This window comes from Rhodococcus sp. ABRD24, assembly GCF_004328705.1.
In the GTDB taxonomy this organism is placed as follows: Bacteria; Actinomycetota; Actinomycetes; order Mycobacteriales; family Mycobacteriaceae; genus Prescottella.
Genome location: NZ_CP035319.1, coordinates 201288 through 221923 on the forward strand (window position 1 = coordinate 201288; position 20636 = coordinate 221923).

Here is a 20636-nt window from a genome sequence, read left to right on the forward strand (position 1 = left end):
CCACGATGAGGAACGTTCCTCCCCCTCTGTCGCCTGCTCGGGAGACCCGAGCGCCTGAGAGATTCGGCTGCCACGTCGTCCGCGCCTGAGCATGGACGTGCGCGCCTTTCCCCGTGGGCGGGTGGGTACTCCCACCGCTTTCCAGAGGCGTCGGAGCCCGCACGGTCCTGGGTACCTGAGAGATTGACGGGGAGGTGCTGCTCCTTCGGCGCCCGGACAGGTGCCCGGAACTCTCCCGCACGACGGCGACGCCCCGCCATTCTATGCCACCGCGCAGGATGCAACGAACGCCCGGTACCGGCTATCCGGTCTTGCGGTCGCCCCGGTTCTTGCGGCGAGACGCCAATTCGTCCTCAGGACTCTGCTCGGCCGCGCCACCATCGGCACGCTCGGCCGGGAAGTCAGCGATGGTGCCGGTGAGCTCGCGCATAGCTCCGCTCACCGCGATCCCGAAGACTCCCTGACCGCCCTGGAGCAGGTCGACGACCTCTTCCGCAGACATGCATTCGTAAACGGTTGTTCCATCGGAGAACAGGGTGATTCGAGCAAGGTCGCGCACACCGCGCTGGCGCAAGTGATCGACCGCGACCCGGATGTTCTGCAGTGAGATCCCGGTGTCGAGGAGTCGTTTGACGATCTTGAGGACGAGAATGTCCTTGAAGGAGTACAGACGTTGGCTGCCGGAACCGGCGGCGCCGCGGATCGAAGGCACGACCAGATTGGTACGGGCCCAGTAGTCCAGCTGACGGTAGGTGATGCCGGCGATCTGGCATGCACTCGGTACGCGGTAGCCGACGAGCTCGTCCGGGATGGAATCGTCGGGGAACAACCCTGGCTGCGTTTCCTGATCGACAATCGGCGCCACGACCGATGCCTCGTCAGTAGACGCGAGATTCAACTGGTGCTCCTGCGGCCGATCTCCCACTGACTACTCCCTCTCGCATGTTCAGCAGCGGCTGACAGGTGGGGCGTGGCATTCGACTCTCCCCGCTACCTGCAATCGCTCACTCGTGACAACCGAGTAAACCCGAACGGTGGATCTACTCAGAGTACGCCCTGGACAGACAGCGTGGCGGGGGTTCAAGGACCCGGACGCTGACAACGCCCCCGACGCTATGGCCCCGGCGGGGCAGGGTCAACGCGACGCGCCCAAGAAAACTAAACCTAAAGTTGAGGTAGAGACTTAATCAGCCGTCGGTCGCCTTGAAATCATCCGGCGACACCGACTCGAGGAACTCTTTGAACTTCTCGACTTCGTCCTCACGCTCGTCCGGCATCACCAGTCCAGCCTCCTCGAGGACGGCTTCCTCGACGAAAATCGGGACTCCGATCCGCAACGCAATCGCGATGGAATCGGATGGGCGCGCGGAAACCCGGATGTCGTCATCGAAAACCAGGTCGGCGTAGAACGTGCCTGCCTGCAGATCCACGATGCGCACCTCGCGCAGCGCGTGACCGAACGCCTCCAGCAGGTCTTTGATGAGGTCGTGCGTCAGCGGGCGCGCCGGTTCGACACCCTGCTGTTCCAGCGCGATCGCGGTAGCCTCCGTCTGTCCGATCCAGATCGGCAGATAGCGGTCGCCATCACTCTCACGCAAAAGCAGCACTGGCTGGTTCTGCGGCTGCTCGACACGGATTCCGATCACGCGCATCTCGCTCATCGTGTCCTCCACCTCGCACCGGTGATCGGGTCCACCTGATCCGGTGTCCGAGCCCCGCCTGACGTACTGCCCCGATTCTATTCGAACGAACTGTGGCCGTCAGCGATCGAGAGCGCCCCGCACAGCGGACTTGACAAGGCATGTGTGGAGAGTCAGCGACAGAGCGGCCAGCTCCCGCACCATTTCTTCGGCACGATCCCGGGCTCCGGCATCTCGCCCTTTCGCAACGGGCCCGGCAATCTGCGCAACGAGGCCGGCCTCACGATCTGCAGCCAACTTGAAGGCCCGCAGATGCCGAACCTCGAGACCGAAGTCGGACATCGCCTTTGCGGTCCGGGCCAGCGTCACGGCATCCTCGTCGAAGAAGCCTGCCGGTCCGGGAACGACGAGCGCACTACGCAGCAGTTCGCCCAGGAACCGCTCGTCGATACCGGAACGCGAGATCAGGTCTTCCCGGCTGATGCGCACCTCTCGATCGACCCGGAACTCGTCCGGCGATACCTCGCCCGGGGCGATCGCCAGTGTGCGAGGCCGTCGTGGAGCCGCATCGACGGCACCGACGGTCGCGACGCCACTGTCGATCGCCTCGAGCTGTTCCTTGATCACCTTGAGTGGCAAGTACTGGTCCCGCTGCGCCGTGAGCACGAAACGCAGCCGCTCACAGTCCTCGATCGAGAACCTCCGGTACCCGGACGGCGTGCGTTCGGGACTGACCAGTCCTTCAGCTTCGAGGAACCGGATCTTCGATATCGTGACATCCGGGAAATCCGGACGAAGTCGATCGAGCACCGTGCCGATCGACATACCCGTGGCGGCCTGCTGCCGCACGGCGGTCATTGGTTTCCTGCACCAGCCGCGGACTCACCGATCTGGGGGCCGCCGGAGTTTCCGCGCGGGCCGGTGAGGAAGACGAGCCGGAACTTGCCGATCTGCACCTCGTCACCGTTTGCGAGAACCGCCGAGTCCACCGGCTCGCGGTTGACATAGGTGCCATTCAGGCTGCCCACGTCGACCACCTGGAACTCGTCGTCATCCTGACGGAACTCCGCGTGACGGCGGCTGACGGTGACGTCATCGAGGAAGATGTCACTGTCCGGGTGCCGCCCGGCCGAGGTCGTCGGCTGATCGAGCAGGAAACGAGAGCCGGCATTCGGCCCCCGCTTGACGACGAGCAGCGCGGACCCGGCCGGCAGTCCCTCGACTCCGGAGACCGGAGCCTCGGCCGTCTGGGATGAAGCGGTGTCCAACTCGCTGAGAAAATCAGCACGGAATACCGATGTGGTCTCGGCCGGTGTCTCACCGTAAACCGCGTCGTTGCCGTTCTCGCTCACCGTTTCTCCTCCTCAGTCCGACTACCCGAGAAGTTACCGAACACTCCCGGGGTCACGCGGTACAACTAGGCCTCGACGAATCTCGGCCACGATCACATTCCGATGCGGATCTGCGGCCCGACACGGCATTGCGCTCACCTCGACCGTACCCTGAGACCGGCGGTGCGTGTAGGTGGACAGGCCGTGCGCGAGTGCGCGATATCAGCTGCCGGAAACCGCCCGGTATCCGTCGGCATCGAGAGTTCCGGCCAACACCTCGTCGAGCGCAGCCTCGTCCTCGACCTCGAGGTCGACGAGCCACCCGCCGCCGTACGGTTCGGTGTTCACCAACTCCGGGCTACCGTCCAGATCAGTGTTGACGGCAACAACTTTGGCAGTCAGCGGCGCGTAGATATCGGACACGCTCTTCGTCGATTCAACCTCGCCGAACGACTCACCAGAGGTCACGACGTCACCGGCGGCGGGCAGCTGGACGAACACGACGTCGCCGAGCTGAGACTGCGCGAAGTCCGTGATGCCCACACGAACCGACGCCGGACCCGTACGCCGAACCCATTCGTGCTCTGCTGTGTAGCGCAGATCGGCAGGGGTAGCGAGCTCACTCAAGGTGGCTTCCTTTCGGTGTGATCCGACGAACGGGCCGGAGAAGATCAGTTTCCGGGTTGAGCGTATTGGCGTGGTTTCATCTCCCGCAAGGCGGCCACCGTGACCTGCGGCGATTGTTCGATCCGCAGCCGCCCTCCACTGCGAGCGACGGTGTCGACGACACCGCCGGGAATGTTCAGGGCGGCCGCGAGCGTCGGCGGGTCACCGATCGCGACGATCTTGTAGGGAGCACTCACCGCCTGTCCGTCGATCGTCACCTTCCCGCCGCTGCCGCTGACCCACGAGTCGACGCCGATGCGGATCGGTGCGGATCCGGACCCTGCGATCTCGATCGCCTCGGCCCCCGCTGCACGCAGTTCCTGGATCAGGTCCAGCAGCACCTCGGAGCCCACTGACTTCCCAGGATCGTCGATGGACAGGATCACCCCGGGGCCCGTCGCAGCGACGGTGCCGACCTGGATCGACAGCGCCGCCAGCCGCGCCTTCGCCTCGTCCAGCGCGGCGCCGGCGCTGCCGCCGCCGGCTTGCAGGGTCGACAGCGTCTGTTCGATACCCGCAATTTCCTGCCGCAGAGCGGCCTCGCGCTGGTTGAGATTGCCCAGCACGGTCAGCAGATCCGCGGGTCGCGCGGAGTCCAGGCTGTCACCGGAACCGGTACTGCTCACCTGGGTGGCGATCGCGATCCCCAGTGCCACCATCAGCAGCACCGCCAGCAGTCCGAACCCGAGACGCGCGCGACTCCTCGCCGGCGCGGCGGGGCGGAGTTCGTGGCGTCCCTCGGGCCGCGGATCGTGGCGGGGATCGGGACGATGTTCGTTGTCCGACATCCCCGTCACGCCCCGAACAGACGCCGGCGTAATGCGGCGGCGTTTCCGAAGATCCGGATACCGAGAACGACGATGATGGCGGTGGAGAGCTGCGTTCCGACGCCCAGCTGGTCCCCCAACCACACGATCAACGCAGCGACCAGGACGTTGAAGACGAACGAGACGACGAAGACCTTCGAATCGAAGATCTCGTCGAGATAGGCGCGCAGACCGCCGAACACCGCGTCGAGCGCAGCCACCACAGCAATCGGAAGGTACGGCTGCACCGCATCGGGCACCTGCGGGCTGAACACGATCCCGACCACGATCCCGCCGATCAATGCAAGCACTCCGTAGAGCGCGTAACCACCTTTCACGGTGCCCCCGTTTCCTGTGCGAATCTAATTTCACGGCCCGCCGCGGCGGGCAGGCTCAGATCATCTGTCTCGGCGATGGAGAACCCCACCCCATACAGATCTCGGACCGCCGACATCCGTAGGAATGCGTCACTCACGACGAAGCCGGTTTGCAACTTGCCCGGCGGACCGATCGCCGACACCCGGTACGGCGACGGCACCGGCTGGTTGTCGACCAGCATCGCGCCGCCCGCCTGCCGGATCGTTACCGCCGGGCCGACCCGGACATCGCCGACCGCCACTGCCTCGGCACCGCTAGCCCACAACGCGTTCACCACGGACTGCAGGTCACGGTCCAGCACCCCGGCCTTGGGTGATCCGGGCACCCGCTGCGAGGAATCCGACAGGTCCGGACGCGCCGCCAGGTCCGTCAGCGTCACCACGAGCCCGGGACCGTGAACCGGCTCCGTTGCAGCGCCCGCCTCGAGCAGGCGCAACTGCCCCAGCACTTCGGCGCCCTGTGCGTCACCCGCCAGCGCCGAGGCGCGCTGTTCGTCGGCGCGGCTGGTCAATTCATCGCGGTTCGTCGCGAGGCTGCGTCCACGCTCCTCGGCCGCACGCACCTTCGACAGCATCTCGCTGCGCTCCTGACTCGCGTCCGGCGCTCCCGCGGTTGCCTGCGCGTACGCAATGCCGAAGACCAGTCCGATCAGCAAAGCGCCCAGCGCGATCCACACTCCCGCCGCGACGCGCGTGGGCTTCGAATGACCCTGGTCCCGGTCGTTCGCGGCGCCCGCATACCCAGGATCGAGGTGCTCGGTCATCAAGGACTTCAGCAGCGACGGAACCGGATTCCGCCGCACCTGTCGCGGCGAACCGCTCATCCTGCGCTCCGTGGTGCTGTTCGCGACACCGTCCGCGCGAGATCTGCGGCCTTCGCGATGTAGATGCCCGCCGTCCAGACATAGAGCACGGTGCCCCACACCAGGAGCGCATACCCCCACGGCCGCGCGATCGTGGCGAAACTCCAGTCCAGCTGCGCTGCGAGCAGCATCGGCAGCGCGAACATCAGCGCGAACGTCGCCGCCTTGCCGAGATAGATGACTTCCGGCGGCGGCAGGCCACGGCGCCGATACACGGGCAGAGTGAACGCCAGGATCAGGTCCCGGCCGATGAGGATCGCAGCCACCCACCACGGGATGATGTCGCGGATGACGAATGCGAGCAGCGTCGTGATCACGTAGAGCCGGTCCACCAGAGGGTCGAGCAGCGCGCCCAACCGTGACATCTGGTTCAGCAACCGGGCGAGCTTCCCGTCGGCCCAGTCAGTGAAGCCACTGAGCATCAGAATCGCCAGTGCCCAACCGTCGGCCTGCGGCCCGAGCAGCAGGTAGAGGAACAGCGGAACTCCGGCGAGCCGGATCATGCTGAGGAGATTCGGGATCGTCAGGATACGGTCAGCGCCCGGCTCCGAGCCCACGTTCTGCTGCCCTACCGCGTCCACCAACATTCCCTTTCTGCTTCCCGTCCGCTGTCGCAGGCCAGCTTTCCACACCCGGTGTCGCATTTCAGGGACCACCGTTCGGCGACCTCTCGGTCAGAGCCCCAGTTCGCAACGTGGTAATCGCGCGATCGAGCCCGCCGACAGGCTGCCGAGGTAGAGGTGATCCGCCGCCTCCCGGACACCCGTCACCGGGGAGTAACTGCCCTTACCGCCCTGCAGGCTGCGCACCACCGTCCCGGCACCGTCGATGCCCAGCACCCAGGCCCGGTGCTCCGGATCCGGCTGCAGGAAAGCCGGCAGATTCGCGGTGAGGATCCGCAGGTTCGGATAGGGAGCGACCTGATCGAGGAGTCGCATCCGCGGACTGTAGAGAGCGACCCAGAAAATGCCGCCGGAGGTCTGTGAGGTGACGTTGTCGGGGATGCCCGGCAGATTCTCCGCCCAGATCGACACCGCCCCGGCCCGCGAACCGGTCAGCTCGACCCGTCGGATCCGGTACGCACCGGTCTCGGCAACGACGAGGTAGGACTCGTCGGTGGACAGGCCCACCCCGTTGGCGAACTGCAGTCCGTCCGCGAGCAGATCCATGTCGCCAGAGGCGGGATCGAATCGCAGCAGCCGCCCGGTTCCGCTGTGCTCGAGTAGGTCCAACCGATGATCCGAAATCGTGAACCGCGACGACGAGTCGGTGAAGTAGACGACGCCGTCCCGCCCGACGGCGGAGTTGTTGCACGCCAGCAGCGGCCGGCCCAGCGCCGTATCGGCGAGCAGTTCGACCCGTCCGGTCTCGTCGACCCGCAACAGACCGCGTTCGCTGTCGCAAACCAGGAAACGTCCATCGTCGAGCACCTCGACGCCGAGCGGGCGCCCGCCGGTGTGCGCAAGTTCGGTGACCGCCCCCGCGTTGTCGAAGCGCCAGAGGCGGCCGTCGTCGCCACCCGTGATCACCCTGCCTTCACCGTCGACAGCGACGTCCTCCGGCCCACGTCCTGTGGGAAGTCGCCACTGCTCGATACCGTCGAGTTCGCGGCTGGGCGCATATCGGCCCGTCGCTGGGGGCGCGGGTGGAGGTGTCCACGCAACCGGCTCGATGCCGGTGCGGTCGATTACCTGCAGGACCGATCGAAGGATGCTCACCAGCGCGACGTTAGTACCGTCGGCTTCCCGGTCGGGCGGATTTCACCGCCACGCAAAGGCCGGCTGTGCAAACCCGCCGACGCGGGTGTGCCGACCGCGGAGCACTACCTCACGGAACTGGTGGATCACGGCCCCGGTCGGCGCGTAGATCTGCTCACCACGAAACGGCCACTGCACAATGGGCTCGGCCGATCCCGGCACGAAGACCTGCTGCGGGTCGATATCAAGCTCTTCGGCAGTCACCGCAAACGCATGCGCCACCTCGTCAGGGTTCGGGCGCACAGCGTCGAAGGATTGTCCCGACCACACCACGAATGGGGTCATGACGTAGCCCGAGCGGGTGACGTAGTCGTCGAGGCGACCGAGCACGTCGTCAGCAGGGACCTCCAGTCCAAGTTCCTCGCGCAGTTCCCGTAGGGCTGCCTCACATGCCGACTCGCCCTGGTCGACACGGCCTCCTGGGAGGGCGAACTGCCCAGCGTGGGCGCGCATCCTCGCTGGCCGCAACGTCAGCGGGAACACCGGCGCGCCGTCGTCGCCTCGCATGAGCGCGATGACGACGGACGCCGCGCGACGGTCCCCGAGCGGCACCGTTTCCGGGACGAAGGCGGCGAGGGCCGCCTCGATGTGATCGCGCTCGAGCAGTTTCGAATCGGTCACGAGCGCCTCCTGCGTTGTTCCACTCTCACTACCTTGGCTCGATCATGCCCGACACCGCGCCGGGCCCGGTCGGAGCGTCCGGCCGAACGACGACCGGAGTCAAGGCCGCCACGTTATCGTGAGGACCTGCGAACGGAGCCGCTGATGGACGCTTCCTCACGTTCCATCGCCCGCAGCCTTCTCGGTTCCGTCGCTGTCCTGTGTGCAACACTCTCGATGGTCGCAACTCCCCAGGCAGCAGCCGAGCCGCTCGACCCACTCCCCTGCGCCTGGCGTTTCATGTCCGACGGCGAAAAGCTGAACGCGGCCTTCCCGGACACCAATGCCGCGTACTGGGTGCTTCCGTACGCGCTCGGTCCGCGCGACACGATCGAGTTGTCCGGCGCATTTCCCGCGGCACGATACTTCTCCCTGAACACATACGGAACCGATCTGGACACGATCGACACGTTGCGGGACAACCAGATCAGCGCCGATCCGGGCAGCAGGAATCCGTTCGCCGAGGCCGATGCCCCTACGCCGCCACCACAGGGACGCAGCTGGCAGGCAACATTGGTGCCCGGCCCAGCCGACCACGGCCGCAACGAGATCCAGGCACTGACGCCAGGGACCGCGCCCGTCGGATTCCTGATCATCCGTATCTATGTGCCGGACGATCCCGCATCCCTCAGCGGCGGTGCGGCGCTACCCGACGTCACGTACCGACTAGGCGGGAGCACAGTTCCGGTCCAGCCATGTTCGCGAACCCTCGATCCGGGCGCGCACTCCGGCCCCCTCGCCGACGCCGCGCGAATGGGCGTCAATCAGGCGATCGAGGGGGCCGCCGCCGGAGCCATTCCCGGCAATTCCCCCGAGGCAAGGTTCGTCAATCCCTCGAGCACGTCAGGACTGTTTCCGAACGGCGACAACAAGTACATCGGCGCCGCACTGACCTATCAGCCCGGGCGGATCGTCGTGGTGCGGGGCAAGGCACCGGTGTTCCCCGACACGCGAAATGGCGCGCCACCGACCGACCCCGATCAGCAAGTGCGGTACTGGTCGATGTGCCAGAACGATCTGGTTTCCCCGTACCCGGTAGTGGCATGTGCCGCGGACTACCAGACTCGGGTCGACACCGACGGCTACTACACCTACGTGGTCGCCGCGCCCGTCGACCTTCCACCGGCCCTCGACCCGACGGTGACCGTACTGCCGTGGGGTTCGACCGACGTACCGAAGAAGGTTCTGATCCTGCGGAACATGTTGCCCACGAAAGACTTCTATCCGATGTCGATCCAGGCGTCACAAGCGAGTGACAGCGACCCCTCTGTTTCGATGGGCGATTTCTACCCCATCGCGACGTACTGCGCGGCAACGACATTCGCCGACCACGGGTATCGGAGCTGCTTCTCTGAGGAGCAGTGAAGCGCCCGGGCATCCAGGTGCGCGGCCTCCGCCCGCAGCCGGCGATGTCCCGCAGCGCCACTCCTGGCTACATACCACCGATGCCGGCCCGAACATGTTGAATCACTCGGTCACAAGCCAGAGCAACTCGAGGCGGTCGAGTTCTGGACCACGTAGACGCCGTTCGTGGGGTTGGACTTGTCCTGAACGAAGTTGAGTGTGGGTGTGAGCCAGACCGCGCCAAGCTGGACGTTGTATCTGCCTCCCACGAAATTGAAACCGTTCAGACTGCCCGGAACGCGCAAGCACGTCTCGGCGTAAATGACAACGAAAGTGCCATCGGTCGGCACCCAGATGTCCGTGGCTTCTCCCCAGGGAGGGATCGACAGCGCAGTCGCTCGTGTGGTGTGTTGGCTGTCTGCCGGGTTGATCAGGCCGATAGCGGCGCCCGATCCGTTCCAAACCGTAATCTTGATTACGGTGGTAGTTGCATGAGCCGTCGAGGAACCCGCGGCGCCGGACGCTACGATTGCAGCGATCGCGGCAACTGCGGCGAAGAGCCTTTTGAATCTCATACTTACCTCCGCGTCTGAGAAATCCGGCCGCATCGGCCGGAAATACGCGCCAGAGGCTAGCACCCGAAACCAACTGGCATCACGAATTCTCGATGAAGAGAATTTCAGCAATGGAGCTGGAAGGAACGGTTCGTACGCAGCCTGCGCCCGACGTCGATCAATGCGAGGGGTCGGCACAAAGACCTTGTCTCGTAATGGAAGTCTTGTCACCGCCACGTCCGGCACACTGCCGAAGTCTTCCAAAAAGTGTCCGGCTGACAATGATCGTGTTCTAGAGTGCATCGCGAGGCCAGATCGGCCCGGCTCGCGGCAGGAGAGCAACTATGAAGACGGTCAAGCAGTTTCTCGTCACCGTGTCGCTGATCATGGCCGCCATGGCCACAACCATGGGATCGGCTCTAGCCATTCCAGTTATACAACCCGCACAAGCGTCCCTGGTCTACATCTGGCTTCACAACCACACCGGGGCGGCAATCGGCATCATCAACCCCTACGATTCCAGCCACAACACCCGCGCCACCGCCCTTCCTATGGGTGCCTGGGCGAACCAGCCCATGTACGTGCTGTCCACCGGATTCACCGTCATCTACGGCGAGACCTGCCTACGTGTGCCGGGCAGCATGGGACAGAACACCAACTTCCACGCCACCCAATCCGACAACGGATTCACACTGCGGAGCAAGCACTACAACATCGCGCTCGGCATCAAGAACAGTTTCGGCGGCGCTCTGATCATGGCCGAGCAGTACAGCACCCCGGAAAGCAACGTCTACGTCAACCATGGCGTGGCGGCGGCCAGCTGCGCCGGCCTGTAGCCGCCACCGATCGCAACGGATTCCGGGTACGGCCAACCTTCTCAGCCGTATTGAACCCGGAAGACGCGTGTGCCGCCTCCCCGACCTCATCGGCGCAGCCGCCCCGCCCCACCCGAGAACGATCTTGGCCGGCCGGTAGGGAAAGATCCCCCATCGTGATTCGCTCGGCCCGTGTGGGCATTCTCGCCGCTCTTTCGGTTTCGGCCCTGCTCCTGACCGGCTGCAGCAGCACCCCCACCGCCAGCGACCCAGTCGTCACCGCCGACGCCGGACGCGACCTCACAACACCGAATGCTGACACCCCCGCCCCGACTGCCTCGACAACCACCCCGCCGACTGCCGTACCCATCCGCTCCGCGGCGCCTTCCGTGCCCGTGACCAGGCAGGAATTCGTCCCTGTCACGATCGACGCGCTCAGCAGGGAAGACATCGTATTCCTGTCCTACATCACCGAGTTCACGCTCATGGAAAAGTCCGAGAGCGATCAGATCCGCCTGGGGCGCTCGATCTGCCGCTCGCTCGAACGTGGAATCTCCGAAACCGAACTCACTGCCGCCGCGCTCGCGGACACCTCGTACACCCGAGCGGAGGTGGCGAATATTCTCAACGCCGCGACAGCCTCCTACTGCCCCGAGTTAGGGTGAGCACGATCTGATGGCCGAACCGATCCCGATCGGTGACGTAGCCAAGAATATGGCGTCGACCGCGCCACCTTCGTGCCCCTAGTTCCCTGGGGTGATCAGGCCGGACTCGTACGCGAGCACCACTGCCTGCACGCGGTCACGCAGGTCCAGCTTGGTCAGGATTCGTCCCACGTGGATCTTCACGGTGCCTTCGGAGAGGTGCAGGTCGCCAGCTATCTCGCGATTCGATCGCCCGGCGGCGAGCTCGGCAAAGACTGTCCGTTCCCTGACAGTCAGCGCGTTGAGTACCTTCTCCTGCCGGGCCTGCCGGTCCGGCGCGGGCATCAACGGCATGAACTGGTCGATCAGGCGTCGGGTCGCGGTCGGGGCGAGCACTGCCTCACCACCGGCAACCGTGCGGATCGCGGCGACCAGCGCGGTCGGGGGCGCATCCTTGAGCAGGAAGCCACTTGCACCCGCCTTAAGGCCGGCGTAGAGATACTGGTCCGCGTCGAAGGTGGTGAGGATGAGGACCGCGGTCGCCGGTCGGCTGTCGAGGATCGCGGCCGTCGCCGCGATCCCGTCCATTGCCGGCATGCGGACATCCATCAACACGACGTCGGGCCCGAGCGCCGCCGCCATACGGACCCCGGTCGCGCCGTCTCCTGCCTCACCGATCACCTCGATGTCGGGTTCGGCTTCCAGGATCAGCCGAAATCCCATCCGCAACAGGGATTGATCGTCGACTAGAAGCACGCGGATCACGTGGTGTCTCCTTCGTCCAGGCGCAGCCGCGCAGAGACACTCCAACCGACAGACTGGCGAGGGCCGGCGTGCATGTCGCCGCCACAGGCGTGGACCCGCTCCCGCATACCGATCAGGCCACTGCCGACTCCGGCCAGAGTAGCCGCCGCGCCGGCGCCGTCGTCATCGACGTCCACCCTCAGTTCGCCGGGCAGATGCTGCAGCCGCACTGAGGCCTGAGCACCCGGACCGCAGTGCTTGAGGGTGTTGGTCAGTGCCTCCTGCACCAGGCGGTACACCGTGAGCTGGACGGCTGCAGGCACATCAGGGCTGGTTCCGTGCACCTGGAGGGTGGTCGTCAGTCCCGCGGCGCTGACCCGTTCGATGAGCACCTCGAGTTCGGCTAGGTCCGGTACGGGCCCAAGTCCACCATCGTTCTCCTGTTCGTCCACCCGCAACGCTCCGAGCAGCTTGCGGGTGTCGGCCAGCGCGCGCCGTCCGGTGGCGGAGACGGTGCGCATCACCTCGATCCCGCGTTCGGGAGAGACCGCGCTCACGGCGACCGCACCTTCGCTGAGGGCAATCATGACAGTGAGATGATGCGCGACGATGTCGTGCATCTCGCGACTGATCCGGGCGCGTTCGGCTGCTGCGGCCAAGGCGGATTGCTGGTCGCGTTCGTACTCCAGGTGCACCGCCCGATCTCGGAGCTCGGCGAGATACGCGCGCCGGGTCGACGAGTACAGACCGAGCCCGACCGCAGCACCAACCAGACCAGACACGATGATCGCGGCGTACCACCAGGTGACGCCCGTCATACGGACGGTGACCTCGACCATCACCGGTCCGACGAAGGCTGCCGCAACCAGTGCCTCCCGGCGTGCATGCGCTGAGGCAACGGTGTAGAGCGCGATCAGCAGGCCCAGGTCCGCAACGATGTGCTCGTTCCAGAGTCCGGCCACAACCGAAGCGATCAGGACCCAGGCGAGCACCGGGGTTGGAAAGACACGCCGGATCGCCAGCGGCGCGAGCACGATGAGCAAGGCCGGAATCGCGATCGCAGGTGAGTGCGAGGGGTCTTCGACAATGTCGGGCACCGCCACCGCGACGGCCAGCATCATGACCGCCGTGTCGAAGACCCAACGGCCTGGGGAGCGATCGGCTGGATGTTCGACTGGACGGAGGTAGCGCATGGTGGACATTGTTCCTTGGTCAGGTATCCACACGGGAGGCGATAGACGGCAGCGCCGATCTAGGTCACCTCCACGCACGCAGTATCCGAACTTCGTCCACTTCGAACAGAGAACCCCCGGATTTGAGTCACTTTGACACGCATACCGCGGGAGAACCCACCGACTGGATTGGACGCAACCTTACGAACGCCGATCATGTCGATCTCCTCAAAGACACGGCGATGGCTGAACGTCGGCTCACCCCAAGGCAACGAGGTGATTCCGGGCCGAGAATCCTGCGTGAACAGCCCTGACGTCCAAGAGAGTTCCCGGCCCGGCGATCATCCGCGTCATCGTGGGCTTCCGCATCAGCCGATCGACCGTAAACGGAGCGATCAGGTATGCCTTGAGGCATAGCTGCCATACATCGCAGGTCGTGACTTTCTTGAAATCTGTAGTCCCATATCAATTTTGAGGCTTTCGCCTGCTCTACTGATAGAGCATCCGGGTTGGATGCACAGAAGAGAGGTATATCGATGCTGATCGATTCGCATTCACGCATGAGGAGAGCGCTTTGCATTGCCCTGTGTGCAACCGTTTTGACAGTCGCCGCGACTGGTTGCGGCGACGCGGGTGGGAGCTCCACTTCGGCGAGGCCGGGGTCGTCGGCGACTGCTGATGCGAGTATGGATAAGGCGACTACCGCGAAACTGGACTCGGTGATTGCGGCAGCAATCCAACAGACGGGAATTCCCGGCGCAATCGTGGGTATCTGGGGACCGAACGGCACATACACCAGCGCAACCGGGGTTGCAGACACTGCGACGGGGGCTCCTATGAAGGCTGACTTCCACAGTCGCATAGGCAGTGTGACAAAGACTTTCACTGTGACGGCTCTGCTTCAGCTCGTCGACGACGGCAAGATTGGTCTCGATGATCCGATCTCGAAGTACGTCAACGGTGTGACCGATGGCGACCGCATCACTCTTCGCCAATTGGCCGGTATGCGAAGTGGATTGCCCGACTACACGACGTCGGAACAGTTCGCGACAGATTATCTTGCCGATCCGAAGGGCGGTTTTACCCCCGAACAACTGTTCGCGTACATCAAGGACGAGCCGTTGAAGTTCACACCAGGAACCGAGGTCGACTATTCCAATACCAACACGATTTTGCTGGGCCTTGTTGTCGAGAAAGTGACGGGAGATTCATTGCCCAATGTCATCGACGCGAAGATCCTTCGGCCGCTCGGAATGGATAGTACGAACTTCCCTACAACAAATGCGTTTCCGGAACCGCACGCCCAGGGGTACACCAACCAGACGAAGGACGGGACAATCGCGGTCGCAACCGATTGGAATCCATCATGGGGCTGGGCTGCCGGTGCGATGATTTCTACGCTCGACGATTTGCGGATCTGGGCGCCCGCGCTCGCGAAGGGCGACCTGCTTCACGCCGACACCCAGCAACAAAGACTCCAGACCGTCGCCCTGACAGAAGGGCAGGAAGACGCAGGGTACGGACTCGGCCTCTTCAATATTGAGGGGTGGATCGGACACAATGGAAGCCTGCCGGGATACAAGAGCGTCGCAGTGTATCTCCCGGAGCGAGACCTCACCATGGTCGTACTCGTCAATTCGGATGTCGAGGGCGACAACACCGACCTCGCTGGCGCACTCGTCACCCCGATTACCGAAGTGATCAGTCCCGATCACATATACGGCTGAGCCCGCAGAGATGCCCGCCCTGTCCTCCTACTCGGCATACACGGTAGGTTGGGGATCAGGCAGGTCGACTCGGTGGCCCACATGGCCGGCAGCGTCAATGCATTGAGGCGGCCCCGATCGTTTCCCTCCGGGAAGGTATCTTCTTCCCTCTTGCGTCTTCTGGGTTGCTGCGCTTGCGCCGTATTTGCATTCCTTGCGCGGCAATTTCTTCGAGAACTCTCGCCCCAAACGACGAACGCCCCGAGGATTGAACCGCTCCCCCGGAAGCTGGACTGAGGAATTCAGCTTCGACTCCCGGGGAGCAGTTGTATGGGGTATCCAAGTTCGCTGTCTGACGGTGAGCGTGCGGCGGCGATAGCGTGGTTCGAGGAGGGCTTGGCGGACACCGGGGTGGCGAAGCGACTGGGTGTGTCGCGCTGCCCGGTGACGAGCCTGTATCGACGTTGGCGGGCTCGCGGACCGGGAGTACTGGTGGCGGCGACGAGGAAACAGTCGTACACATTCGATCAAACTCGATGTCGTTCAACGGTTCCTTGCGGGCGAGACCAAGGCCGATCTCGCCACGGACCTCGGGTTGTCGTCTGTGCAGTTGCTGGAGAAGTGGGTACGCGAGTATCGGCGCGATGGCGAGGACGCGCTGCGTCCGCCGAAGCCGAAGGGCCGCCGACCACGGAGCGACTCGGCGGTGCTCTCAGGCGAGGTGTGGGAGCTGGAACGATTGCGGCGCGAGAACGACCGGTTGCGGGCCGAGGTCGATTACCTGGGAAAACTGCGGGCCTTGGAGAATTGGGGGCCTTGAGGGAGCAGCAACGACGGTGAGCATCCTCGCCGTCGTCTCCTTCAAGGCTGACCACCGCTGGCCGATCCACTCGGTGTCGCAAGGCTTGCCCGATCGACGTTCTTCTATCACCAAGCCCGGCTCGCCGCCCTAGACCCGCAGGCGGAACTGAAGCCGGCAGTCACCGATGTGTTCACTGTCAACCGCGGCCGCTACGGGCATCGCCGGGTGCACGGAGAGCTGATAAAGGCCAGCACGCAGGTTGCCAAGCAGACCAAGCTGATGCGAGAACTCGGGCTGGTCTGCCGGCTGCGCCGCAGACGCCGCTACACGAAGCTCTATCTCTCGCCGATCATGGACCTGTTCAACCGCGATATCATCGCCTACTCCACCGGCCGCTCACCGAGTTTGCACCTGACGAACACTCCGCTGCGCGCCGCCCTCGCAACCCTCGTCCCAGTTCAGGCGCCGCTCGTGCACTCTGACCAGGAGTTCCAATACCAGCACGCATCTTGGCAGAGGCGTTCATGGTATTGCGGCGAGCTAAAAAACGGCGGCGGTGCAATTCACCACGGCATACTTGCCGGTTGCCGTCTTCTCATCTCCACCTTGCCGTCAACGACAACGCGGCACGTCACCGATGTCCCATCCGTCTGCGCCGTAACCCCAGCAGTCACGAAGGACGAGGTGTTCGTCAACTCCAGCGACCACGGAGCCGATGCGGAGCTCGACTGCTGCAGACTGTTGTTCTCGTCGAACCAAGTCACGCTATTGAGACTGGCTGAATCTGAGATCGCCCCGTACTGAATCTGCTTACCCTTGCCGGACGGCGCAGCGGCCTTGAGCGGCGGCAGGGTCGTCGCGGCCACTTCTTCCGCCTTCGGCGCGGTGGTCGCTGCCGCAGGCGGAGAATCGACAGCGGTTGTCGTATTGCCAGACGCGGTCTTGTCCGCATCCTTTTTGTCCTCGCCACCGCTAGAGACGGCCGCAATGACAATGACGACCGCAGCGACCCCGACGATCCACGGCCACTTTTTCTTCTTACCCTTCGGCTCCGGCGCAGGCGGCGTGGCGGCAGGCTGTAACGGCTCGGTCAGGGGTGTAGCGCTCCCCTAGTTGAATCGGTGCGCCCCCGAAATCCCCCGACGAGCGCTGATGAACATACGAACTTCTCATAGTAGACCAACCGGTCGACTTACTATTGAGCTGTGCGCCGAACCCTCACCGACCCCCAATGGCTGGCGCGCAGCCACCCCTCGCCCGCGCTGCCGTTGCCTGCCTGCTGTCTCGCGTGCGAGATCTCCTGCGGTAAAGCCAGAGCATCGCAGAGCGTCTGTAGATGCAGAAAAACCCAGGTGAGATGGTCTCTCACCTGGGTTTTACTCGGTCGGGCTGACAGGATTTGAACCTGCGACCACTTGACCCCCAGTCAAGTGCGCTACCAAGCTGCGCCACAGCCCGTCCACACCCTCGTTCGGGCGCCTCAAGAGATTACAACAGTGTCGCTCAGGAAAGCGAATCGCCAGGCCAGGGGCCAGTTCGGCAATCGCGAACCTGGCCTCTCACAGGTTTTGCGGTAGTCACACACTAATTCAGCCAGAAGCGGTGTGTGATACCGGCAAAACCTGTGAGAGGCGGGGATCCCTATGTCAGCGCTTCTTGTTACGTTCCCGCTTCTCCCGCACGCGCACCGAGATGCGGACAGGGCTGCCGTCGAAGTTGAACTCCTCACGCAGACGGCGCTCGAGGAAGCGCCGGTAGCCAGCTTCGAGGAAGCCGCTGGTGAACAGCACGAACGTCGGCGGCCGGGTGCCCGCCTGGGTGGCGAACATGATGCGGGGCAGGCGGCCGCCACGCATCGGCGGCGGTGTCGCGGCCACAACCTCCTTGAGCCAGTTGTTCAACCGGCCCGTCGAGATTCGCTTGTCCCACGAGTCCAGCGCCGTTTCGAGCGCCGGGACGAGCTTCTGGACGGCGCGGCCGGTATGCGCGGAGATGTTGACCCGCTGCGCCCACGGCACGCGAACCAGCTCGCGATCGATCTCCTTTTCGAGCATCAGACGGCGGTCCTCGTCGACCAGGTCCCACTTGTTGAACGCGAGCACCAGCGCACGGCCCGTCTCGGCCACCATGCTCAGGACACGCAGATCCTGCTCGGTGATCGGCTGCGACGCGTCGATCAGCAGGATCGCGACCTCAGCCGCCTCGATCGCCGACTTGGTGCGCAGCGACGCATAGAACTCGTGGCCACTGGCATGGCTGACCTTCTTGCGCAAACCGGCGGTGTCGACGAACTTCCACACCTTGCCGCCCAGTTCGACGAGCGAGTCGACGGGGTCGACGGTGGTACCCGCGACGTCATGGACAACCGAGCGCTCGTCACCCGAAAGCTTGTTGATCAGGCTGGACTTGCCGACATTGGGCTTGCCGACCAGCGCGACGCGGCGCGGACCCTGGCCACCGGTGCCCTCGCGGGGCGTCTCCGGCAGCACGGCGAGCACCTCGTCGAGCAGGTCACCGGTGCCGCGGCCGTGGATCGAGCTCACCGCGTACGGCTGACCGAGGCCGAGCGACCACAGTGACGCCACCTCCGACTCGGTGCGGCCGTCGTCGACCTTGTTGGCGACCAGCAGCACCGGAGTCTTGGATCGGCGCAGCAATCGCGCCACGGCCTCGTCCGTCGCAGTCGCGCCGACGACGGCGTCGACGACGAGCAGGATCGCGTCGGCGGTCTGCATGGCCAGTTCGGCCTGCCGGGCGACCGCCTGCTGCAGCCCCTTGGCGTCGGGCTCCCAGCCGCCGGTGTCCTGCACCATGAATCGGCGTCCGGACCAGTTTGCCTCGTAGGACACCCTGTCTCGGGTCACACCCGGAATGTCCTCGACAACGGCCTCACGTCGGCCGATGATGCGGTTGACGAGCGTCGACTTGCCGACGTTCGGCCGGCCGACGATCGCAAGGGTCGGTACCGCGACCTCCTCCTCGCTGTCCTCACCGTCGACGAAATCGGCGAGGTCCCAGTCGGACTCCTCACTCCAGATTCCGTCTCCTGCATACTCGATCGCCGTGGAATCGCCGGAAAAATCGTCGGTCACTGCACTGCTCCAGTTCTGTCGCCTACTACCAGCAGCAACCTGCCGATCACGTCTTCGATACCCAGTTCACTAGTGTCCACCGTCACCGAATCGTCAGCCGGACGCAATGGAGATACCGCGCGGGTGGAGTCCAGGTGGTCCCGGCGCTGCACGTCCGCGAGCACGGCGGCAAAATCGTCGCCGCGGCCCTCCGCGATGTTCTGGGCGTTGCGCCGGGTCGCACGCGCTTCCGCGGAGGCGGTCAGGAAGATCTTCGCATCCGCGTCCGGCAGTACGACGGTTCCGATGTCGCGGCCCTCGACGACAATCCGCTCGGCCTGTGCGACGATTCGCCGCTGCAGGTCCACCAGGAACGAGCGCACATCGGGCACGGCCGACACCGCGGATACGGCCTGGGTGACGGCGGCGCCACGGATCTCGTCGGTGACATCCTCACCGTCGAGTTGGACACCGTCCGTCACCGGATCGGTGCCGATCGTCAATGGCAGCGACGCCGTTGCCTTGGCTATCGCTACCGGATCCGTCACGTCTACGCCGAGCCGCAGCACATGCAGCGTCGCGATCCGGTACATCGCGCCGGTGTCGAGATAGCGGGCGCCGAGACTCATCGCCAGACGCCGAGACACGCTCGACTTGCCGGTACCCGACGGACCGTCGATCGCGACGACCAGCGGACCCGCTGCTGTCACAGTCCCACCGCCCCGTACAGGCTGCCGACCTCACCGCGGCCGAGTACCCGCAGCGTGCCCGGACGACCGTCGCCGAGCGCGACGGCGCCGATGTCGGTGCGGACCAGACGCACCACCGGGTGCCCGACGGCATCGAGGAGTCGGCGCACGATGTGCTTGCGACCCTCGTGCAGGACAATCTTGACCAGCGACTTGCCACCGTTGATGTCGAGGAGCGTGAATGCGTCCACCGTTGCCGGGCCGTCCTCGAGCTCGACGCCGGCCTTGAGCTTCTTCCCGAGACCGCGATCGACGACACCGTTGACGGTCGCCAAGTATGTCTTGGGCACCTCGTACGACGGGTGCATCAGTCGGTGTGCAAGGTCTCCGTCGTTGGTCAGCAGAATCAGTCCTTCAGTGTCGGCGTCGAGCCGGCCGACGTGGAAGAGACGTTGACCGGCGGAGACACGTTCGGACACGATGTCACCAATGCACGGACGCCCGAGGTCGTCGGACATCGTGGACTGCCATCCACGCGGCTTGTTCAGCGCGATGTGGACCAGATCCTTCTTGACGACCACGCGGATGCCGTCGACACGAACGATCGCGTTCTCGGGGTCGATCCGTAGTCCTTGTTCGACGACGATCCGGCCGTCGACCTCGACACGGCCCTGGTCGATGAGTTCCTCGGCGGCGCGCCGGGAGGCGACACCGGCCTGCGCCAGCACCTTCTGCAGCCGCACCCCGTCGCCCTTCATGGGCGCCAGGCTGCGATCGGCCTCGGCATACTGATGGCGGGCGGGCTTGGCGTTGCTGATCTTCGGAGCTTGCGTCTGCGCACGCTGCGGCTTTGCGGACTTTGGCTTACCGCGCTTGTTCGTCGCAGCGTCGGTGCGGCCGGTCGTCGGCGTCCTCTTGCGGTCCGGTGCGCCATCACGGCGAGCGGGCTTCTTGCGGTCCGGTGTGCCATCACGGCGAGCGGGCTTGTTCACTTT

At 64.7% G+C, this 20636-nt stretch carries 23 protein-coding genes, 1 tRNA gene, 1 pseudogene and 1 riboswitch; of the genes and pseudogenes, 6 read left to right on the forward strand and 19 right to left on the reverse strand.

Translation table 11 applies throughout. The features are described 5' to 3' along the window. Positions 1 to 152 precede the first annotated feature (152 nt). Positions 153 to 248: riboswitch (glycine riboswitch) on the reverse strand. A 53-nt stretch (positions 249 to 301) separates the two neighbouring features. The 11 genes from ERC79_RS00805 to ERC79_RS00855 all read right to left on the reverse strand — a co-directional run bounded on the left by ERC79_RS00805 (position 302) and on the right by ERC79_RS00855 (position 8061). Next, positions 302 to 925 carry a MerR family transcriptional regulator gene (locus ERC79_RS00805; RefSeq protein ID WP_131574910.1) on the reverse strand — a complete coding sequence of 208 codons (624 nt, stop codon included), beginning with the start codon at positions 923 to 925 and terminating at the stop codon, positions 302 to 304. Positions 926 to 1187: 262 nt separating this feature from the next. Continuing rightward, positions 1188 to 1661, reverse strand: coding sequence for a bifunctional nuclease family protein (locus ERC79_RS00810; protein ID WP_131574912.1), 474 nt, complete (start codon positions 1659 to 1661; stop codon positions 1188 to 1190). Between the two features lie 99 nt (positions 1662 to 1760). Beyond that, positions 1761 to 2498: a MerR family transcriptional regulator gene (locus tag ERC79_RS00815; protein WP_131574914.1), complete on the reverse strand. Its 738-nt coding sequence runs from the start codon at positions 2496 to 2498 to the stop codon at positions 1761 to 1763. Then, positions 2495 to 2992, reverse strand: coding sequence for a glycogen accumulation regulator GarA (garA, locus tag ERC79_RS00820; RefSeq protein WP_131574916.1), 498 nt, complete (start codon positions 2990 to 2992; stop codon positions 2495 to 2497). Before garA ends, ERC79_RS00815 begins: the two co-directional genes overlap by 4 nt. A 201-nt stretch (positions 2993 to 3193) precedes the next feature. Next, positions 3194 to 3598, reverse strand: coding sequence for a glycine cleavage system protein GcvH (gene gcvH / locus ERC79_RS00825; protein ID WP_131574918.1), 405 nt, complete (start codon positions 3596 to 3598; stop codon positions 3194 to 3196). Between the two features lie 44 nt (positions 3599 to 3642). Continuing rightward, positions 3643 to 4425 carry a DUF881 domain-containing protein gene (locus ERC79_RS00830; protein WP_131580624.1) on the reverse strand — a complete coding sequence of 261 codons (783 nt, stop codon included), beginning with the start codon at positions 4423 to 4425 and terminating at the stop codon, positions 3643 to 3645. 5 nt (positions 4426 to 4430) lie between these two features. After that, positions 4431 to 4781, reverse strand: a complete 351-nt coding sequence (locus tag ERC79_RS00835; protein ID WP_131574920.1) for a DUF1290 domain-containing protein — start codon at positions 4779 to 4781, stop codon at positions 4431 to 4433. Continuing rightward, positions 4778 to 5644, reverse strand: a complete 867-nt coding sequence (locus tag ERC79_RS00840; protein WP_131574922.1) for a DUF881 domain-containing protein — start codon at positions 5642 to 5644, stop codon at positions 4778 to 4780. The genes ERC79_RS00835 and ERC79_RS00840 overlap by 4 nt, the downstream gene beginning before the upstream one ends. Beyond that, positions 5641 to 6270, reverse strand: a complete 630-nt coding sequence (locus ERC79_RS00845) for a CDP-alcohol phosphatidyltransferase family protein (RefSeq protein ID WP_131574924.1) — start codon at positions 6268 to 6270, stop codon at positions 5641 to 5643. Before ERC79_RS00845 ends, ERC79_RS00840 begins: the two co-directional genes overlap by 4 nt. A gap of 87 nt (positions 6271 to 6357) precedes the next feature. Continuing rightward, positions 6358 to 7401 carry an SMP-30/gluconolactonase/LRE family protein gene (locus tag ERC79_RS00850; protein ID WP_131574925.1) on the reverse strand — a complete coding sequence of 348 codons (1044 nt, stop codon included), beginning with the start codon at positions 7399 to 7401 and terminating at the stop codon, positions 6358 to 6360. Positions 7402 to 7443: 42 nt separating this feature from the next. Next, positions 7444 to 8061, reverse strand: a complete 618-nt coding sequence (locus ERC79_RS00855; RefSeq protein ID WP_131574927.1) for a CoA pyrophosphatase — start codon at positions 8059 to 8061, stop codon at positions 7444 to 7446. Positions 8062 to 8277: 216 nt separating this feature from the next. Between ERC79_RS00855 and ERC79_RS00860 the strand changes: the two genes are divergently transcribed. Continuing rightward, positions 8278 to 9465 (forward strand): hypothetical protein, encoded by a 1188-nt coding sequence (locus tag ERC79_RS00860; protein WP_242676823.1) that lies wholly within the window; start codon positions 8278 to 8280, stop codon positions 9463 to 9465. Between the two features lie 110 nt (positions 9466 to 9575). Here the strand turns inward: ERC79_RS00860 and ERC79_RS00865 are convergent, their stop codons facing one another. Then, on the reverse strand, positions 9576 to 10280 hold the full coding sequence (locus tag ERC79_RS00865) for a hypothetical protein (protein ID WP_131574931.1): 705 nt from the start codon (positions 10278 to 10280) through the stop codon (positions 9576 to 9578). A gap of 62 nt (positions 10281 to 10342) precedes the next feature. On the opposite strand from ERC79_RS00865, the gene ERC79_RS00870 reads away from it, so the two are divergent. Further along, entirely contained in the window at positions 10343 to 10834 is a 492-nt protein-coding gene (locus ERC79_RS00870) for a hypothetical protein (RefSeq protein WP_131574933.1), read from the forward strand. A gap of 155 nt (positions 10835 to 10989) precedes the next feature. Continuing rightward, entirely contained in the window at positions 10990 to 11478 is a 489-nt protein-coding gene (locus ERC79_RS00875; RefSeq protein WP_131574935.1) for a DUF732 domain-containing protein, read from the forward strand. A gap of 78 nt (positions 11479 to 11556) precedes the next feature. On the opposite strand, the gene ERC79_RS00880 is transcribed toward ERC79_RS00875, so the two are convergent. Continuing rightward, positions 11557 to 12180: a response regulator transcription factor gene (locus ERC79_RS00880; RefSeq protein ID WP_242676824.1), complete on the reverse strand. Its 624-nt coding sequence runs from the start codon at positions 12178 to 12180 to the stop codon at positions 11557 to 11559. Between the two features lie 38 nt (positions 12181 to 12218). After that, positions 12219 to 13403, reverse strand: coding sequence for a histidine kinase (locus ERC79_RS00885; RefSeq protein ID WP_131574939.1), 1185 nt, complete (start codon positions 13401 to 13403; stop codon positions 12219 to 12221). Between the two features lie 656 nt (positions 13404 to 14059). Here ERC79_RS00885 and ERC79_RS00890 point away from each other — a divergent pair. The 3 genes and pseudogenes from ERC79_RS00890 to ERC79_RS23810 form a co-directional block, all read left to right on the forward strand. Further along, positions 14060 to 15100, forward strand: coding sequence for a serine hydrolase domain-containing protein (locus ERC79_RS00890; protein WP_242676705.1), 1041 nt, complete (start codon positions 14060 to 14062; stop codon positions 15098 to 15100). A gap of 505 nt (positions 15101 to 15605) precedes the next feature. Further along, positions 15606 to 15899, forward strand: coding sequence for a helix-turn-helix domain-containing protein (locus ERC79_RS00895; protein ID WP_242676825.1), 294 nt, complete (start codon positions 15606 to 15608; stop codon positions 15897 to 15899). 168 nt (positions 15900 to 16067) lie between these two features. Beyond that, positions 16068 to 16343, forward strand: a pseudogene (locus ERC79_RS23810) (IS3 family transposase); the annotation flags it as partial. 101 nt (positions 16344 to 16444) lie between these two features. Here ERC79_RS23810 and ERC79_RS23320 read toward each other — a convergent pair. The 5 genes from ERC79_RS23320 to ERC79_RS00925 all read right to left on the reverse strand — a co-directional run bounded on the left by ERC79_RS23320 (position 16445) and on the right by ERC79_RS00925 (position 20633). Then, positions 16445 to 16747: an MmpS family transport accessory protein gene (locus tag ERC79_RS23320; protein WP_347563590.1), complete on the reverse strand. Its 303-nt coding sequence runs from the start codon at positions 16745 to 16747 to the stop codon at positions 16445 to 16447. A gap of 518 nt (positions 16748 to 17265) precedes the next feature. Beyond that, a tRNA-Pro gene (locus ERC79_RS00910) sits at positions 17266 to 17339 on the reverse strand. 188 nt (positions 17340 to 17527) lie between these two features. Continuing rightward, positions 17528 to 18973 carry a ribosome biogenesis GTPase Der gene (gene der, locus ERC79_RS00915; protein ID WP_131574945.1) on the reverse strand — a complete coding sequence of 482 codons (1446 nt, stop codon included), beginning with the start codon at positions 18971 to 18973 and terminating at the stop codon, positions 17528 to 17530. Continuing rightward, a complete protein-coding gene (cmk, locus tag ERC79_RS00920) occupies positions 18970 to 19662 on the reverse strand; it encodes a (d)CMP kinase (RefSeq protein ID WP_131574947.1) in 693 nt (230 codons plus the stop codon). The genes der and cmk overlap by 4 nt, the downstream gene beginning before the upstream one ends. Beyond that, complete coding sequence (locus ERC79_RS00925) at positions 19659 to 20633, reverse strand: pseudouridine synthase (RefSeq protein WP_131574949.1); 975 nt, start codon at positions 20631 to 20633, stop codon at positions 19659 to 19661. Before ERC79_RS00925 ends, cmk begins: the two co-directional genes overlap by 4 nt. Positions 20634 to 20636: the final 3 nt, after the last annotated feature.

Excerpts from the sequence above, each read along its gene's own strand:
- ERC79_RS00810 (WP_131574912.1), bottom strand. The coding sequence starts at position 1,661 with ATGAGCGAGATGCGCGTGATCGGAATCCGTGTCGAGCAGCCGCAGAAC.
- ERC79_RS00815 (WP_131574914.1), bottom strand. The coding sequence starts at position 2,498 with ATGACCGCCGTGCGGCAGCAGGCCGCCACGGGTATGTCGATCGGCACG.
- ERC79_RS00830 (WP_131580624.1), bottom strand. The coding sequence starts at position 4,425 with ATGTCGGACAACGAACATCGTCCCGATCCCCGCCACGATCCGCGGCCC.
- ERC79_RS00840 (WP_131574922.1), bottom strand. The coding sequence starts at position 5,644 with ATGAGCGGTTCGCCGCGACAGGTGCGGCGGAATCCGGTTCCGTCGCTG.
- ERC79_RS00845 (WP_131574924.1), bottom strand. The coding sequence starts at position 6,270 with ATGTTGGTGGACGCGGTAGGGCAGCAGAACGTGGGCTCGGAGCCGGGC.
- ERC79_RS00860 (WP_242676823.1), top strand. The coding sequence starts at position 8,278 with ATGGTCGCAACTCCCCAGGCAGCAGCCGAGCCGCTCGACCCACTCCCC.
- ERC79_RS00870 (WP_131574933.1), top strand. The coding sequence starts at position 10,343 with ATGAAGACGGTCAAGCAGTTTCTCGTCACCGTGTCGCTGATCATGGCC.
- ERC79_RS00880 (WP_242676824.1), bottom strand. The coding sequence starts at position 12,180 with ATGGGATTTCGGCTGATCCTGGAAGCCGAACCCGACATCGAGGTGATC.
- ERC79_RS00885 (WP_131574939.1), bottom strand. The coding sequence starts at position 13,403 with ATGTCCACCATGCGCTACCTCCGTCCAGTCGAACATCCAGCCGATCGC.
- ERC79_RS00890 (WP_242676705.1), top strand. The coding sequence starts at position 14,060 with ATGGATAAGGCGACTACCGCGAAACTGGACTCGGTGATTGCGGCAGCA.